Below are 16,350 nucleotides of genomic sequence, written 5' to 3'. Positions count from 1 at the left end.
TCACAGGGTTGGGGTCGCCGGCATGGTGTGGCTTGTGCGCGGGCATCAGGATGTGCAAACGAGCGAGGAAAACCACACTCGCCAACCCAACTATCCAGCAAAGGATTTTCTAGCACCATGTCCCAATACCCAATTACCTTGACCGGTCGCCTTACTCGCGACCCAATCTTGACCAAAACCTCCACTGGGGCCTATAAAGCCAAGCTGCGCGTCGCCTCCTCGCGCCGGATTCCGGACCGCCAAGCCGATGCCGGTATGGACAATACGGAAGGGCACAACACCAAGGCGCCGCAGTGGCGTGACGTGGATCATCTTTATATCGACGTCGAGATGTGGAATCAATTCGCCATCAACGTGCGCAAATCCCTGGCAAAAGGCATGCCTCTAGTCATCGTGGGGTCTCTCGTTACCGAACAATGGCGTGATGACCAGGGTGCCGATCATTTCCGCACGTATATTAAGGCGCAGTACGTGGGCCTGGACTTGAACCGTCACGTTATCGGTACAAAGCGCCTCGTCCCGCAGTACAACCAGGAAAATATCGCGGTCCCAGAGCTGGGGGACAATGCTATCGAACCAGACGTGGACCACAGCCTGCCGTCGCAGCAGGCGGGGCAGGGAGACACCGCTGCCGATACCGCAGCGGACCGCTACCTTGCCGAACGAGCCGCAGCTGCACGCGGTGGGGAAGAAGATGCCTTCGACGCCGAAGTGGAAGAGGAGGCTGCCGAGGCAGAATCCGCCCCAGTGAACGCTTAAGCGTTTCCTCCCTGGCTTGATCGCCTCGGGCGTACCTGACCCGAGGCACTCGAGCGGTGGTTCTGATGTAGTGTTTGTGTAGATAAATACGTCTCCCAAATTTTTGCAAAGGGGTAAAAGTGGGCGAATTCATCTACACGATGAAAAACGTGCGCAAGGCAATTGGCGATAAGGTCATCCTTGACGATGTAACAATGGCGTTCTACCCAGGTGCCAAGATTGGCGTGGTCGGCCCCAATGGTGCCGGTAAGTCCTCCATTTTGAAGATCATGGCCGGCTTGGACCAGCCTTCCAATGGCGAGGCCTTCCTAGATCCGGGCGCCACCGTGGGTATCCTGCAGCAGGAGCCGCCGCTCAACGACGAGAAGACCGTGCGCGGCAACGTCGAAGAGGGCTTGGGCGAAATCTTTGAAAAGAAGCAGCGCTTCGAGCAGATCGCCGAAGAGATGGCCACCAACTACAGCGATGAGCTCATGGAAGAAATGGGCAAGCTGCAAGAAGAGCTCGATGCCGCCGATGCATGGGAGGTTGACTCCAAGATCGAGCAGGCAATGGAAGCTTTGCGCTGCCCGCCTTCCGATGCCCCGGTGACCAACCTTTCTGGTGGTGAGCGCCGTCGCGTAGCGCTGGCTAAGCTCCTGCTTACCGAGCCGGACTTGTTGTTGCTCGATGAGCCTACGAACCACTTGGACGCCGAGTCTGTGCAGTGGCTGGAAAAGCACTTGGCTGATTATCCGGGCGCTGTCTTGGCCGTGACCCACGACCGCTACTTCCTCGACCACGTCGCGGGCTGGATTTGTGAGGTTGACCGCGGCAAGCTCTACCCATACGAGGGTAACTACTCCACCTACCTGGATAAGAAGCAGGAGCGTCTGGAGGTTGCCGGCAAGAAGGACGCGAAGCTGCGCAAGCGCTTGAAGGACGAGCTGGAGTGGGTACGCTCCGGTGCGAAGGCTCGCCAGGCCAAGAACAAGGCCCGTCTGGAGCGCTACGAGGAGATGGCTGCAGAAGCCGAGAAATACAAGAAGCTCGACTTCGAAGAGATCCAGATTCCTACCCCGCCGCGCTTGGGTAATAAGGTCGTGGAGGTCAAGGACCTGCAGAAGGGCTTTGATGGCCGCACCTTGATTAAGGACCTCTCTTTCACCCTGCCGCGCAATGGCATCGTGGGCGTTATCGGCCCGAACGGCGTGGGTAAGACCACCCTGTTTAAGACCATCGTTGGCCTGGAGCAGCCGGACGCCGGTTCCGTCGAGGTGGGCGATACCGTCAAGCTGTCTTACGTGGATCAGAACCGTGAGAATATCGACCCCGAGGCAACTGTCTGGGAGGTCGTCTCCGGCGGCCTGGATTATATTCACGTGGGCCAAAACGAGATGCCTTCGCGTGCCTACCTATCCGCTTTCGGTTTCAAGGGCCCGGATCAGCAAAAGCCGTCCAAGGTGCTCTCCGGTGGTGAGCGCAACCGTTTGAACTTGGCGCTGACCCTGAAAGAGGGCGGTAACCTGATCCTCCTTGACGAGCCGACCAACGACTTGGATGTGGAAACCCTCGGCTCGCTGGAAAACGCGCTCGAGAAGTTCCCGGGCTGTGCCGTGGTCATTTCCCACGACCGCTGGTTCTTGGACCGCACCTGTACCCACATCTTGGCCTGGGAAGGCAATGTGGAAGAAGGTCAGTGGTTCTGGTTTGAGGGTAACTTCGGCGATTATGAGAAGAATAAGGTCGACCGCCTTGGTGAAGAGGCAGCCCGTCCTTCTCGCGTGACCCACCGCAAGCTGACCCGCTAAGTAGCTGAAGCATTTACTGAGGAGAATGATGGCAACCCCAAGTGTGCACACGTATCGTATTCAAACCCGCTGGTCGGATTTTGATATGTACGGCCACATGATGAATGCAAACTACATCGAGCTCGCCCAGGAAGCGCGCTTGGCCTTTGCGAAGGAACATATCTATTCCAAAGGCCTTGACTTCATTGCGTTCGTGCGCCACCTCGATGTGGACTTCCTTCGCCCGATGGAGTTTAAGGACACCACTACGGTGGAGGTAGAAACTACCATTTCGCAGATTGGTACCACCTCGTTTACCACCACCCAGCAGGTCAAGGATGACCAGGGCGAGGTCGCGGCAACCGTGGAGTGCGTGCAGGTAGTCATTGATCGTCAGCAGCAGACTCCTCGTCCGCTGACGGAACAGGAAAAGGATATTCTGCAAAATACCGCGGCCAATTAACCGCGGAACGGAGCGAAGATGAGAAAGGCAGGGCCCGAAGGCATGGTCACCGAAACTCTAGAGATTGGAAGCGGTGGACCTGGCCTTCGGGCCCTTGTCACGCGCGCGGTTGGCTTGGATTCGGGTGCTTCGGTGCGGCTACGCCAGCTGACTGACGACGTCGTCGATGTCTTTGTCACCACACCTTTCGAGGTGGTTGCCTCCCGCCGCGTGCAGGGCGTCGTTTCCCGCGATGGGGCAGTGGTTTCTGCAGCTACCCTGGCCGAGCAGCTCAAGGAGCAAGAATCGAGCGGAACGCTAGATTTGGGACCTGCCCGCGATGCGTCCTGGCCGGGAGCGCTTCCGCCGGCCACTGGCTACAGTGTGGTCGATACCTTGCCGGTTACCGTGGTGCGCGAGCTCTCCGATAAGGGTCAACAACTGACCCGGCAATTTTCTGGCCCCATGGGCCCGCCATCCAGCTTGCTGAATCAGACCGTTGTCACGGTCGAGGGGGAAGGTGCCACGGTGGAAATCCCCATGCGTATGATTTTTGCCTGCACCAATTTGGGTTTGATCCCGGGCTTTTCCGCGCCGATGGATGTGCCGCGGCACCTGCGGGTGGCTCAGCTAGGCAGGTGGGTGCGCCTCGACGCCCCCTTTGGCAGCATCTACCGTTCCACCCGCTTGTCGCTGTTCTAACTTCGCTCGCTCGCGAAAAACCGGCCTGCCACGTAGCGGTTCTGTTCAACAGAATCGGCGCGCACGCGCCCTGCTTTGGAGATTTTGTCCGAAAAGCGGTCCGTCTTAGGGGGAGGGGGACTCTGGCCAAGTGGGGTCAATACTCTTTTGAACTGCACATTTACAAGATGGCTTGCTGCGTTGCTACCCCCCGCTTTGTGAATTCATGAACATAGTGCCGCACGCAAACGTGTCCTGCGTTACCCTTACGTGGTCGATGTAATTTACTCCACCCGCAAGGAGATTGTGTAATGCGTATTGCCGTGCCTAAAGAAATCATGAATAACGAGAATCGCGTGGCTCTTACCCCGGGCGGCGCGCAGACCCTCGTTCACGATGGCCATGAGGTCCTCATTGAGACCGGTGCTGGTGAGGGCGCATCCTTCCCGGATTCCGAGTACGAGGCCGCCGGTGCCAGCATCGTTGGCACCGCGGAGGATACTTGGGCACAGGCGGAACTGCTGCTGAAGGTCAAGGAGCCGCTCGAGTCTGAGTACCAGTACCTGCGTCCGGACCTTACCGTCTTTACCTACCTGCACCTTGCCGCGGACCGCCCTTTGACTGAGGCGCTTGTTGACGCCAATACCACGGCCATTGCATATGAGACGGTTACTGACCGCCACGGTACCTTGCCACTTCTTACCCCGATGTCCCAGGTGGCAGGCCGCCTTGCCGCAATCGAGGGCACCCACCACCTGCTGTCCACGCAGGGCGGCCGCGGTCTGCTGGTTTCTGGTGTTCCAGGTACCCAGCCAGCACGCGTCGTCGTGATCGGCGGTGGCCAGGTTGGTGCGTCCGCCGTTGCCATGGCCCACGGTCTGCGTGCCGAGGTCACCGTACTGGACCTTGATCCGCACGTTTTGCAGCGCTTCGATGACCAGTACGCCGGCAGCGTGCGCACCTTGATTTCGGATCCGGCCACCATCGATAAGGAACTGCAGGAAGCTGACCTCGTCATTGGCGCCGTACTCATCCCAGGCGCCGCTGCACCGAAGCTGGTGCGTGAGGAGACCGTAAAGAAGATGAAGAAGGGTGCCGTCCTCGTGGACGTCGCCATCGACCAGGGTGGTTGCTTCGAGAACTCCAAGAAGACCTCCCACGATGACCCAACCTTCCAGGTCCATGACACCTTGTTCTACTGCGTGGCGAATATGCCGGGTGCGGTGGCCAATACCTCCACCCGTGCCTTGTCCTCCGCAACTCTGCCCTACATTCGCGCGGTGGCCAATGACAGCCTGGATGCCGCCATCAAGCGCTTCCCGGGCCTAGAGGGTGGCGTAATGACTCGTGGTGGCCGTTTGGTCTCCGAGCCTGTACGTAAGGCCTTTGACTGGGAAGACTAAGCATCAGGTCCCCATAGTGTGGGCTAGATAAACCACAAGCCCGGTTCCTCGCTAAATAGCGGGAGCCGGGCTTTGTCTCTTGGGTGGGGCAAGACGGTGCGATTATGGTGCCTTGTTGATCATCATGGCGGCCACGCGCTGCATATGATCCCAGATCATTTCGCGGTAGGCCGGTGGGATGGTTTCCTCGTCGATTTCCGCGAGGGAGTTACCCATTAGCTCTAGCCACCGGTCATGCGCGGTTATATCGATGGGGTAGGGGGCGTGGCGCATACGAAGGCGCGGATGGCCGCGGTTTTCAGAGAAAAGCTGTGGGCCACCCCAATACTGCGCCAAGAACCAAGTGAGGCGCTGCTCGGCGCCTTCCCAGTCATTATCGGGGTACATGGGACCGATGACATTGTCCTCTTTGACCTGGGAATAAAAGCCGTGGACGAGGCGCTCAAAGGTTTCCATGCCGCCAATAGCCTCATAAACAGAATCCATTTACTCTTCTTCTTCTTTGCGGGGATCGGGAATGCCGATGCCGTGCGGGTAGGGGGTAGTAATGCCTTTAGTGTGCATGACATTGAGCACGCGGGATTGCAAGAAACGCTGGACGTCCCACTGCTTGCCCGGCAGGGTCTTTGTAGACACGCGGAAGGAAACATAGTCCGGTTCGAAACCGGACATGCCATCCACACGGGGCGTGCTGAGGATGAGCTTGCGTACCTTATCGTCCTGCGCGGCTTCCTTCACCGCGTCCTCGATGACCTCGCCGGCGAGCTCTGGGTCATTAGAAAGGCCCACAGGAATCTGGATGCGGGCAACGGAGTACTCATCGGAGTGGTTAGCTACCTGGAGGATTTCGCCATTGCGCACGTACCACAGAGCACCGTCGATATCGCGGACCGTGGTGATGCGTAAGGAGATGGACTCGACATCGCCAAAGACGCCGTTGCCAAGGTCAACCACGTCGCCAATGCCGTATTGGTCCTCAATGAGCATGAAGATGCCGGAAAGGAAATCCTTCACCAGCGCCTGGGCGCCAAAACCAAGGGCGACGCCGATAACACCGGCGGAGGCGATAAGCGGTGCCACGTTAACGTCTAGCTCATCCAAGATGGCAATAACGGCCCATACCCACACGAAAATAGCGGCGGCGGAACGGGCCACTCCGGCTAGCGTCTTAATGCGGGAGGCGCGCCGGCTTTCGCGGGTATGGCGCATGGCCTCTTCTTGCTGGGTCGGTTCGGGGCGGTTGGCTCGACCCTTGAATTTTCCGCGGAAACGCTGCTTATCCAGCCCGGAAGATTTGATGCTGTTTTCGGCCACCTTGTTGATAATGCGGTGGAGGAGCCAGTGGGCAATGACGGCCAGGATAAGGATGACGGCGATGCGAATGGGGCGCTCGATGAGCCAGCTTTGCACCTTTTCGTCGTTCCAAAAGCTGGAGACGGACTCGATGGCCGAATCCTTGGTGGAAGCGGCTGAGGCTAAGAATTGAGTATTCATCATTCTTTCTAAGTCGAGGACATAATGAACCGCGCCCATTGTAAAGGCTGAGCCTGAAAACGCGATGAGTGTGGGTGGCTAGGTGGGTGAAAATAAATACCTATCTTTCCTTAGCAAGTGAACAGCTTGGTCTAGACTGTGTGGCTATGACAGAACGCAGCACGCAGAACCTCGCTCAAGGCTTTACGTCCCGTTCCATCCATGGCGGCTACCACCCAGACCCGCACATGGGATCTATCAATGTGCCGGTCTATGCGTCAACCACGTTTGCGCAAGATGGCTTAGCGCAGCTGCGCGGCGGGTTCGAATACGGACGCGTGGCAAACCCCACCGTGCGCTCGCTCGAACGCACTCTAGCGGCGCTAGAGGGCGCTGAGTATGCCCGCGTGTTCTCTTCCGGCATGGCCGCCGCCGATACGCTGATTCGGATCTTGGTGCGCCCAGGGGATCACGTCATTTTGGGTAATGATGCCTATGGTGGTTCCTACCGGCTACTGAATGATTTCACTGAGTGGGGCGTGGAGATGTCCATCGTTAATACCAGTGATACCGCCGCAGTAGCCGCGGCGGTCCAGGACAATACCAGGCTCATCTGGTTGGAAACGCCCACCAATCCGGCGTTGAATATCACCGATATCGCCGCGGTGGCCAAGATTAAGGGCAACGCGCAGGTCCTAGTGGACAATACTTTTGCTACGCCTTACCTGCAGAACCCATTGGAGCTCGGCGCGGACCATGTGTTGCACTCGACCACCAAGTACCTGGGTGGGCATTCCGATGTACTGGGCGGTGCGGTGGTTACTAATGATGCCCACGTGGACGAGCGCCTGCTCTACTTCCAAGGCAATGTGGGTGCGGTGAGCTCGCCTTTCGACGCCTACCTTACGGCTCGCGGAATCAAGACTCTTTCGGTGCGGATGGATCGCCACTGCGCCAATGCGCAAAAGGTGGCAGAGTTCCTGCAGGGCCGCCCCGAGGTAAAGCAGGTGCTGTACCCAGGGCTGAAAGATCACCCAGGGCATAAGTTGGCAGCACAGCAGATGCGCGGATTTGGCGGCATGATGTCCGTGCGCTTTCATAGCGCGGAGCATGCCAAGCAGATCTGCCTCAATACGCGGCTTATCTGTCTAGCGGAATCGCTGGGTGGGGTGGAATCGCTCATCGAGCACCCGAAGAATATGACGCACGTATCCGCGGAAGGATCCGAGCTGGTGCCGCCAGATGATATGGTGCGCATCTCAATCGGAATCGAAGATATCGATGACCTGCTCGCGGACTTGAAGCAGGCCCTCGACGCGCTATAGGCCGCGGGACCGGGGCCAGGACCGGGACCGAGCCCTTAGCGCGGTGGTGGCTTAGGAGCGCACCACGGCGAGGAGGGAACCGGCGGTTTTATCGGTTTCCTGCAACATGAGTGGGTCGGTTCCCGGCATCGGAGAAATAGTGGTATCTGGCCACTGGGAATAGGTGGGGATGCCCACAATGTGCAGGCGCGCATCCAGCTCGCCGTTCGGGTGAACGGTGCGGCGGGTCGTCCCATCGGTTTCCGGCGAACCGGTGGGTTGTCCGTGATCGGGGAAGGGGCGAACGCGGCCGGAATCTACCAGGCAGCGGGTCATGGAATCGCCGGCGGTGCGGATATCGGGGCGGTGCATAAAGGCGTCGACAAGCGTGGGTGCAGAAGCCGAGCGTGGGCCGGAGGTTAGGGTGAAGTGATCTGCCTCGATGGCCAGGGTGGGGTGATCGCCTAGGAAGTGGGCCAAGCCGGCGTCAACAAGCGCGAGCAGCTGGCGCACGCGGAAGAGCGGCGGGCCGGAACCTATCATCTGGCCAAAGGACATTACTTGGGCATAGCGGCCGGTGCGGGACTCGCGGGTATAGCGGCCCTCCGCGCCAAGGATGGAGGCGGGCTTGCGCGATTGCGATAGCGACCATAGCGCGGCCTTGATGGGGGAGTCGTGGCCGGCGGAGGCCTCCCGGATATCGCTTTCCATGGACTGGGCAATATGCTCGGTGAGCTCATCTATGTCCCCGGTAAACCCGGCAATTTGGTACATGAGATCGTTCATGTCCCACGGCTCGGTAACCATGGGCGCAATAGCCGCGCCTAGCTCATCCGGGGCGGTGGCATCGATGACCTCGAGAATGTCTGCGCGCGGGCGCAGCAAGGAATCCGGGCGCACGCGCTCCAAAGTGGTGATATAGGCCTCGTAGCTATCGCGGGCGATAGCGGGCCAAACCTGGGCGTCAAAGTCGATGTTTTGGGTGCCGCTGAGCTCCGCAATGACATTCTTCAGACGGCGGCGTGGCATGGTAGGCGGCAGCTCACCGTATTCGGACTTGGGGTGGTAGGGATAGCCGCGGCCGGAGGAAATGATGAAGTTGGGCTCGTCGCCGCAGGGCTCATAGCGCAGGCCGGAACGTGTGGAAGAATCCACCACGAAGGTGCCGCCGCGCTCGATGGTGGTCAGCGCCATGATGTCATAAAAGCCCATGCCCAGCCCGCGTACCAGCACGTCTTCACCGCCGGGGATGGCGGCATAGTCCTGCTCCACTGGGTTATCGGGAGCGATCCAGTTCAGGCCCGAAGCCGCCAGCTGCTTTTCCTGCTCGTTGTACTCCGGAACCATCCAGCCATAGGCCAGCACGGTGGCATCGGCGCGCACCTCGGAGCCATCGGCCAAGCGGAGCACGTCTACGTGGCCATCTTCGCTGATGGTTTCCAATCGGCTGAAGTGGTTCACGGTGGAAATGCTCTTAGGCAGGCGAGCAATGACCACGTCATAGACCCACCGCAGGTACTCGCCATACAGCGCGCGCGAGGGGTTGGATTCGGGGCGGGTAGCGGCAAGTTCTTCGCGGTAGTCCTGCGCAATATGTGCGGCCGGAGGATACTTCTCAAAAAGCTCGCGCTTGGCGGCGGAGACATTGTCGCCATCGCCGCGCAGCAGCTGAATCCACTCGTATTGGATGGGGCCCTCGAGCACGGGGGCGTCCACAGTGGAGCCGGGCTCGGTGAAAAGGGTGACAGCGCCGGCGCGAGTATTCATGCACAGGGTCTTGGTTTGGTCCGTTTCCCAGATGCGGCCGGCACCATGTTGGGCATCATCGATGAGGTGGACGGTTATGGGGTCGCTGGAATCGTCCATGCGGGCGGAGAGGCGTTCCAAGATGGAAATGCCGCGTGGGCCCATGCCGACGATTGCGATTGCTGGAGTAGACATACTACCTATCGTGCCACATCCAGACCCTTCCAGGAGCATCGAACCCGGCGGTGGTATTTAAATAGACTAATCAGTCTATACAAAACTTTCTTTTCCCCTGTTATGGCAGGTAATAGGGTAGACCGTTCAGTCTTGTATTTGTGGGTATGGATATGCTCTAATGGGCGAGTACTACTTAAGAATTAAAGGAACTCGAGCTTTTATGAAGCAACTTTCTCGGCTCCTGAGACCAGTGGCCGCGGTCTTGGCCAGCGGTGCGCTAGCTCTCTCGCTAACCTCCTGCGCCTCTACTTCCCACGCCGCGGAAGATGGCATGGTCACCTACGTCGAGCCCAATATGTTCAATAACCTCTATCCCCCCTCCGGCGGCTATTACCCCAACGGTGGCGTGCTCAATAACATCACGGACCGCCTGCTGTGGCAGGACCCGGATACCCTCGAGCTGCACCCGTGGATTGCGGAGGAGATGCCTAAGTCGAACAAGGACAATACCGAGTTCACCTTCAAGATTCGCAAGGGCGTGACCTACTCTGATGGCTCTCGCCTAGATGCCGCGAACGTAAAGAAGAACTATGACCTCTACGCCCTAGGCGATGAGGACCGCATGCTCACCCCTTCGGAGCAGTTGCCCAACTATGAAAAATCCGAGGTCATCGATGACTACACGGTGAAGTTCTACTTCAGTGAGCCCTCCCCAGGCTTCCCGCAGTCCACCTCCGTGATGAACCAAGGGCTGCTTTCTAATGCCACTCTGGATCTGGATGACACCGGCTTCGCGCCGGGCAACGCTACTGCGATTTCTGGTTCGGGCCCCTTCGTCATCGAGGAAGAAGAGCTGGGAACCAAGCTGGTGCTCAAAAATCGGGAAGACTATGACTGGGCACCGCCGGCCCGCAAGGACCACCAGGGGCCGGCCGATATTGAGGGCATCAATATTGTTCTCGCGGCCGAGGATTCCGTGCGCGTGGGATCGCTCGTGGCCGGACAGTCCGATATTGCTCGCCAGATCGAAGCCCCCGATGAGAAGCACCTCAAGGATCAAAACCTGGAGATTTTCGCCGCGCCCACCCGTGGCGTAAACAATAGCTTCCACTTCCACTTCCGCCACCCACTCTTGGCGGATAAACGCGTGCGTCAGGCCATCATTCACGCCATCGACCGCGATAATATTCTGAACACCCTCTTTTCTGACTCCTATCCCAAAGGCACATCGATCCTGGCCAAGACGGCTATTGGCTATAAGGATCAAGCAGCGAATTATGCCTTCGATCCAGAGGAATCTAAGCGCTTGCTCGATGCAGCCGGTTGGTGCGAAGGAGAAGATGGCATCCGCGAGAAAGACGGCAAGCGCCCGTCCGTGACCTTTAATGAGGCAGTCCCGCAGCCGCGCTCTAAAGAGATGTTCACCAAGGCCCAAGAGATGCTCAAGAACGTCGGCATCGAGGCCAACCTCAACCCAGGCGACCGCTCCGCGCAGCAGAAGGCCATGAAGGACCAAGACACCGTGCAGGTACGCCACACCATGACCGGCCGAGCCAATGTGGATACCTTGGCCACGTGGCTAGATGGCACGGGCCGCAATTCTTTCCTCAACTATGACGAAAAGACCGATAGCTTCGGCGATAAGAAGCTGCAGAAATTGGTGGACGAGTACTTCGACCTCAGCAGCGAAAAGGACCGCCTGGCCATGACTGGCCGCATGCAGGACTACCTCTCTGAACAGGCCTATATCCTGCCCATGTTCGAAGAGCCGCAGGTATATGGTTTCCAGCCTTATATCGAGGGCTTTAGCACCGAGGCTATCGGCCGTCCATCGTTTTATGCGGTAGACATCAACACCGCAGAAGGGGAGGACTAATCCATGAGCCTGAAATCTATCGCCCTACGCATCGGCCAAGCCGTGCTGGTTATCTGGGCAACCTTCACCCTCTCATTCATCCTCTTGGCGGCGCTGCCCGGTGACGCCGTCGCGACCCGCTATGACAACCCGACCCTAGGGCTCAACGCTGAGCAGTTGGCCGCTATTCGCGAGGTTTATGGTGCCGATGAACCGCTCTTAAGCCGCTACGTCAGTGCGCTTGGTGGATTCCTCACCGGTGATTTCGGCTTTTCCGTCGCTACTGGCACCGCCGTATCGGAGATGTTGGCGGACGCCCTTCCTTCCACGCTGGCGCTGGCCGTCCTCGCCTTTCTCGTAGGCGTAGTCTTGGCCTTCGCGGTGGCCATCGCCTCCACCTTTGGCCCATTTTCTTGGCTGCGTAGCTTCTTCCGTAGCCTGCCTTCCGTGATGGTTTCCCTGCCCACCTTCTGGATCGGCATCATTTTGATCCAGATATTTTCCTTTGGTTTGGGATGGGTGCCGGTTATCGGCGCGAGCGATGCCCAAAGCCTTATCCTGCCGGTGATTACCTTGGCCATCTTCGTGGCCGCACCGCTGGCACAGGTGCTCCTGCGCTCCATCGATGAGGTAATGGATATGTCCTTCGTGCAGGTAGTGCGTGCCAAGGGTGCTAGCGGTGCCTGGTTGCTGTGGCGCAATGTTTTGCGCAATGCGTTGCTGCCGGCGCTGACCATGGCCGGCCTTACCTTTGGTGAGCTCGTTGGCGGCTCCGTGGTGACGGAAGCGGTCTTTGCCCGCCACGGCATTGGCGCGCTGACCGTGGATGCGGTGGCCAACCGCGATACCTCCGTATTGCTCGCCATCGTGGTGCTGGCCGCGGCCGTCTTTGTTCTTATCAATCTCATCGTGGACCTGCTCTACCCAGTGCTTGACGTGCGCCTGCGCGAGGGCAACCACGATAGCGCGCACAGCAATGCCACCACCACCGCCACCGCTGATACTCCCGCAAAGAACGAGAAGAAGGTCCAAGCATGAAGCTTAAATCCACACGCCTGAAGCTCACCCCGGGCACCATCATCTCGCTTATTGTGCTGGGCCTGGCGGTGCTCTGCGCACTGTTCCCCCAACTATTTACCTCCCAGGATCCTAACCAGGGCGGTGACACCACAGCGCTGCTGCAGCCCAGTTTCCAACACTGGTTCGGCACCGATGCCGTGGGCCGTGATCTCTATACCCGCGTGGTCTATGGCGCGCGCCAATCCCTACTCGGCGCGCTATTGGCGGTACTTTTCGGCCTGATCGTTGGCACCGTCTTGGGCATTATCGCCGGAGTGCGCCGCGGCTGGGTAGATGCCATCATCATGCGCATCGTGGATGTGCTGTTGTCTATTCCTGGCCTCTTGCTTTCCCTGTCCGTCATCATCGTGCTCGGACACGGCATCTTTAATGCTGCCATCGCCGTGGGCATTACCTCCGTGGCAACCTTTGCGCGCCTCGCGCGCTCCCAGGTTCTCAGCGTGGCAGGCTCCGATTTCGTCGAGGCCGCCTACGGCTCCGGCGGCTCTGCCTTCCAGGTGCTCGTGCGCCATATTCTTCCCAATTCACTCACCGCAGTCTTCGCCGTAGCCGCCTTGCAATTCGGCCTGGCCATTTTGCAGCTAGCCACCCTTGGCTTCCTTGGTTACGGCGCTCCGCCCCCAACACCGGAATGGGGCCTGCTCATTTCTGAATCACGCGACTATATTGCCACCGCCGGCTGGCTGACCATCGCCCCCGGCATCGTTATCGTCGCCGTGGTTCTTGCGGCCAACCACCTCAGCCAGACACTGCGAAAGGCGGCCTAATGTCCCTGCTTAGTATTAGTGATTTATCCATTACGTACCGCACCGCCCACGGCGAGATGGAAGCGGTCAGCGGCATTGAGCTCGAAGTGAACCCCGGGGAAATGACCGCCATCGTGGGCGAGTCCGGCTCCGGCAAGTCCACCTCCGCCATGGCCGCCATTGGCCTGCTGCCAGACAATGCCTCGATTGTCTCCGGCACCATTACTTTCGACGGCCACGATGTCACCCATTTCTCCCAAAAGCAGTGGCGCACCCTGCGTGGCCGACGCATCGGGTTGATTCCGCAGGATCCCAATAACTCGCTCAATCCGCTCAAGACCATCGGAGCCTCGGTGGAAGAGGGCATGGCCATCCACCGGCAGGACGATAAGGAGTCCCGGAAGAAGCGTGCTCTGGAGTTGCTGGAGCGCGTGGGCATTGATGATCCACAGCGCCGTTATCATCAGTACCCGCATGAGCTTTCCGGCGGCATGAAGCAACGCGTGCTCATCGCTGCCGCTGTGGCACTGGAGCCAGAGCTCATCATCGCCGATGAGCCTACTTCCGCGCTGGATGTCACCGTGCAGAAAATCATCCTGGATCTCCTTGATGAAATGCGCGAAGAGCTCACCATGGGCATCCTTTTTATTACCCATGATCTGGCCGTGGCGGGTGACCGCGCCAATAATATTGTGGTGATGGAAAAGGGCGCCGTCCGCGAGTCGGGCGTAGCCGCCCGTGTCCTCACCGATCCCCAGCATGCCTACTCCAAGCGTCTGCTTGCCGACGCACCCTCGCTCACCGCCCCTACTTCCTCCCAGACCGCATCTCCGGTGCGGAATAGTACGCCCGCCCAGCAGGAGACGTTGCTCGAAGTCGAGGGGCTCACCCAGCGCTTCGGGGATTTCACCGCGGTAGATGACATCAACTTTTCCGTAGCCCGTGGCACTACCCATGCCTTGGTGGGGGAGTCCGGTTCCGGAAAGACAACCACCGGCCGTGCCATATCTCTGTTGAGCACGCCTACCTCAGGAAGTATTCGCCTGGCGGGAGAAGATATCAGCACCGCCCGCGGCAAGCGCCGCCGGGAGCTGCGCCGCTCTATCCAGATGGTCTACCAAAATCCCTTTGGCTCGCTCGATCCACGATTGAGTATCGGCGATACCATCGCTGAGCCGGTGCGCAACTTTACCGGGGCCTCGAAACGCGATGCCCGCGCGAAAGCACAAAAGTTTCTTGATTTGGTGGCCTTGGACTCTTCCATGGCAGCCCGCCGTCCCCGTGAGCTCTCCGGCGGCCAGCGCCAGCGCGTGGCTATCGCCCGTGCCATGATCATTGAACCCGATCTTGTGGTGCTCGATGAGGCCGTTTCTGCGCTCGACGTCACCGTACAGGCACAGATCCTGCGCCTGCTCGATGAGCTGCAGCGCGAGTTGGAGCTTACCTATATCTTCATCTCTCACGACCTCGCGGTAGTCAACCAGATTTCCGATACCGTCTCCGTGCTCTCCCACGGCACACAAGTGGAATCCGGGCCCACGGCGCAGGTTTTTGCACACCCAGAAACCGAATACACCCGTCAGCTAATTGACGCCATCCCAGGCTCCCGCTACCGCGCTGGAGACCTAAACTTGGGGCTATAAGCCGAGCCCTAGAAAGGTTGGACTGAGAATATGACCGACATTATTAACGAGCTCTCCCACGCCTCCGCCGAGGTGCAGCAACTGCGCCGCGCGCGCCAAGAGGCGCAGGACAATGCGCAGCTGAGCTTTAACGCTTTGCTTGAGCCTGCAGAGCCAGGTGAATTCACCTATGCAGAGCGCTATGCCGTCGCAGCTTTTAGCGCTGCGGTCTACCAGGCGGGGGAGGCAGCAGATTTCTACTTCGACCTGCTGGGGGATGAGGCCGATGTGGACCTTGTTGCCGCCGTGCGCGCCGCAAGCCAGCGTGGTGTGTCTACCGGCCCCTACTACCAGGGTGACTTCCTTATTTTTGGCGAAACTGCTGCGGAGGCAGCGCTCGGAAAGCGCCTAGCCGCTGCCTTTGACTGGGCGCACCTTTTGGCCTTCCACCCCAAGGACGCCTCCCCGCAGGCCATCGGTCACCTCGACGCCGCCGGGTGGTCGGCTACCGATATTGTCAGCCTGTCTCAGCTTGTGGCATTTTTGGCTTTCCAGCTGCGCGTGGTCCACGGTCTGCGGGTGCTCTCTGGAGAGGAGGGCGCCGCACGCCCCGCGGCCGAGCGTGCAGCCGGGGTAGCTGACCCAGGCTGGCAGGTTACCGCGAATACCCTGCAACCCGATACCGTGCTGCCGGACCACTTTGTCAACCACTCCCTGGGCTGGAAGCCTTGGGTAGAGGCACTGGCGAAAGAGGATTTCACCGCAGCGCATACCGACGCCCTCATCAAACCAGAGCGCATTGATTCCGAGTACTTCCGGTTGCTCGCCCGCGATCCCGCGGCTTTGAAGGCGCGTACGCTAACTGACTTGGACATCTTCTATAACACCGAAGGCGGCCTCTCCCGTGCAGACCGCGAGCTCGCTGCCACTGTGGCCTCGCGGTACAACGGTTGCGAGTACTGCGCTTCCGTGCACCAGGCACGGTGCGTCCAGGAAGACGGCGACCGTGACATCGTAGACCGCCTTTTGGACACAGGCATCGACGCCGACCTGGGTTCTAAAGAGTGGGACCTTATCCGTCGCGCAGCTGTGGCGTTGACCGAAACTCCCTTCGCCTTCGATGCGCAGCTATGCACCGACCTTCGCAACGCCGGTTTCGATGATCAGTCCATTCTGGACCTCATCTACGCATCGTCCTTCTTTAACTGGGCCAATCGCTTGATGCTTACCTTGGGGCAGCCGGATGTGCCCAAGCGCTTTCGACAATAGGTGGTGATTGGGTTGGTGCGGCAA

At 59.2% G+C, this 16,350-nt stretch carries 14 protein-coding genes; 11 read left to right on the top strand and 3 right to left on the bottom strand.

What is annotated here, in order from left to right; all coding sequences use genetic code 11:
- Positions 1–117: 117 nt before the first annotated feature.
- From ACP8J1_RS09505 to ald, 5 genes are all read left to right on the top strand, one after another.
- Complete coding sequence (locus ACP8J1_RS09505) at positions 118–759, top strand: single-stranded DNA-binding protein (RefSeq protein ID WP_023020892.1); 642 nt, start codon at positions 118–120, stop codon at positions 757–759.
- 119 nt (positions 760–878) lie between these two features.
- A complete protein-coding gene (gene ettA / locus ACP8J1_RS09500; RefSeq protein ID WP_023020893.1) occupies positions 879–2,549 on the top strand; it encodes an energy-dependent translational throttle protein EttA in 1,671 nt (556 codons plus the stop codon).
- Between the two features lie 25 nt (positions 2,550–2,574).
- Positions 2,575–2,991: an acyl-CoA thioesterase gene (locus ACP8J1_RS09495; protein WP_034660154.1), complete on the top strand. Its 417-nt coding sequence runs from the start codon at positions 2,575–2,577 to the stop codon at positions 2,989–2,991.
- 42 nt (positions 2,992–3,033) lie between these two features.
- Positions 3,034–3,672 (top strand): DUF8185 domain-containing protein, encoded by a 639-nt coding sequence (locus ACP8J1_RS09490; RefSeq protein WP_034655501.1) that lies wholly within the window; start codon positions 3,034–3,036, stop codon positions 3,670–3,672.
- A gap of 290 nt (positions 3,673–3,962) precedes the next feature.
- Positions 3,963–5,054, top strand: a complete 1,092-nt coding sequence (ald, locus tag ACP8J1_RS09485; RefSeq protein ID WP_023020896.1) for an alanine dehydrogenase — start codon at positions 3,963–3,965, stop codon at positions 5,052–5,054.
- A 102-nt stretch (positions 5,055–5,156) separates the two neighbouring features.
- On the opposite strand, the gene ACP8J1_RS09480 is transcribed toward ald, so the two are convergent.
- A complete protein-coding gene (locus ACP8J1_RS09480; protein ID WP_023020897.1) occupies positions 5,157–5,540 on the bottom strand; it encodes a globin in 384 nt (127 codons plus the stop codon).
- Positions 5,541–6,551, bottom strand: a complete 1,011-nt coding sequence (locus ACP8J1_RS09475) for a mechanosensitive ion channel family protein (RefSeq protein WP_034655500.1) — start codon at positions 6,549–6,551, stop codon at positions 5,541–5,543.
- 143 nt (positions 6,552–6,694) lie between these two features.
- Between ACP8J1_RS09475 and ACP8J1_RS09470 the strand changes: the two genes are divergently transcribed.
- A complete protein-coding gene (locus ACP8J1_RS09470; protein ID WP_034655498.1) occupies positions 6,695–7,852 on the top strand; it encodes a cystathionine gamma-synthase in 1,158 nt (385 codons plus the stop codon).
- A 51-nt stretch (positions 7,853–7,903) separates the two neighbouring features.
- Here ACP8J1_RS09470 and ACP8J1_RS09465 read toward each other — a convergent pair whose 3' ends face one another.
- Positions 7,904–9,772 (bottom strand): FAD/NAD(P)-binding protein, encoded by a 1,869-nt coding sequence (locus ACP8J1_RS09465; RefSeq protein WP_023020900.1) that lies wholly within the window; start codon positions 9,770–9,772, stop codon positions 7,904–7,906.
- 202 nt (positions 9,773–9,974) lie between these two features.
- Between ACP8J1_RS09465 and ACP8J1_RS09460 the strand changes: the two genes are divergently transcribed.
- From ACP8J1_RS09460 to ACP8J1_RS09440, 5 genes are read left to right on the top strand one after another with little or no spacing between them, the layout of a single operon-like run.
- A complete protein-coding gene (locus tag ACP8J1_RS09460) occupies positions 9,975–11,630 on the top strand; it encodes a TIGR04028 family ABC transporter substrate-binding protein (protein WP_023020901.1) in 1,656 nt (551 codons plus the stop codon).
- Between the two features lie 3 nt (positions 11,631–11,633).
- Positions 11,634–12,647, top strand: a complete 1,014-nt coding sequence (locus ACP8J1_RS09455; RefSeq protein WP_023020902.1) for an ABC transporter permease — start codon at positions 11,634–11,636, stop codon at positions 12,645–12,647.
- Positions 12,644–13,456: an ABC transporter permease gene (locus ACP8J1_RS09450; protein WP_023020903.1), complete on the top strand. Its 813-nt coding sequence runs from the start codon at positions 12,644–12,646 to the stop codon at positions 13,454–13,456. Before ACP8J1_RS09455 ends, ACP8J1_RS09450 begins: the two co-directional genes overlap by 4 nt.
- On the top strand, positions 13,456–15,078 hold the full coding sequence (locus ACP8J1_RS09445; RefSeq protein ID WP_023020904.1) for a dipeptide ABC transporter ATP-binding protein: 1,623 nt from the start codon (positions 13,456–13,458) through the stop codon (positions 15,076–15,078). Before ACP8J1_RS09450 ends, ACP8J1_RS09445 begins: the two co-directional genes overlap by 1 nt.
- A 30-nt stretch (positions 15,079–15,108) precedes the next feature.
- Positions 15,109–16,326 (top strand): alkylhydroperoxidase domain protein, encoded by a 1,218-nt coding sequence (locus ACP8J1_RS09440; protein WP_023020905.1) that lies wholly within the window; start codon positions 15,109–15,111, stop codon positions 16,324–16,326.
- The last annotated feature ends 24 nt before the right edge of the window (positions 16,327–16,350 follow it).

This window comes from Corynebacterium sp. LaCa_205 (genome assembly GCF_057458085.1).
This window is presented reverse-complemented; position numbering and strand designations above follow the sequence as displayed.

Bases quoted from the DNA above. Each gene is read 5' to 3' on its own strand.
- ACP8J1_RS09470 (WP_034655498.1), top strand. From the start codon at position 6,695: ATGACAGAACGCAGCACGCAGAACCTCGCTCAAGGCTTTACGTCCCGT.
- ACP8J1_RS09505 (WP_023020892.1), top strand. From the start codon at position 118: ATGTCCCAATACCCAATTACCTTGACCGGTCGCCTTACTCGCGACCCA.
- ald (WP_023020896.1), top strand. From the start codon at position 3,963: ATGCGTATTGCCGTGCCTAAAGAAATCATGAATAACGAGAATCGCGTG.
- ACP8J1_RS09465 (WP_023020900.1), bottom strand. From the start codon at position 9,772: ATGTCTACTCCAGCAATCGCAATCGTCGGCATGGGCCCACGCGGCATT.
- ACP8J1_RS09495 (WP_034660154.1), top strand. From the start codon at position 2,575: ATGATGGCAACCCCAAGTGTGCACACGTATCGTATTCAAACCCGCTGG.
- ACP8J1_RS09480 (WP_023020897.1), bottom strand. From the start codon at position 5,540: ATGGATTCTGTTTATGAGGCTATTGGCGGCATGGAAACCTTTGAGCGC.
- ACP8J1_RS09460 (WP_023020901.1), top strand. From the start codon at position 9,975: ATGAAGCAACTTTCTCGGCTCCTGAGACCAGTGGCCGCGGTCTTGGCC.
- ACP8J1_RS09440 (WP_023020905.1), top strand. From the start codon at position 15,109: ATGACCGACATTATTAACGAGCTCTCCCACGCCTCCGCCGAGGTGCAG.
- ACP8J1_RS09450 (WP_023020903.1), top strand. From the start codon at position 12,644: ATGAAGCTTAAATCCACACGCCTGAAGCTCACCCCGGGCACCATCATC.
- ACP8J1_RS09475 (WP_034655500.1), bottom strand. From the start codon at position 6,551: ATGATGAATACTCAATTCTTAGCCTCAGCCGCTTCCACCAAGGATTCG.
- ACP8J1_RS09455 (WP_023020902.1), top strand. From the start codon at position 11,634: ATGAGCCTGAAATCTATCGCCCTACGCATCGGCCAAGCCGTGCTGGTT.
- ACP8J1_RS09490 (WP_034655501.1), top strand. From the start codon at position 3,034: ATGGTCACCGAAACTCTAGAGATTGGAAGCGGTGGACCTGGCCTTCGG.
- ACP8J1_RS09445 (WP_023020904.1), top strand. From the start codon at position 13,456: ATGTCCCTGCTTAGTATTAGTGATTTATCCATTACGTACCGCACCGCC.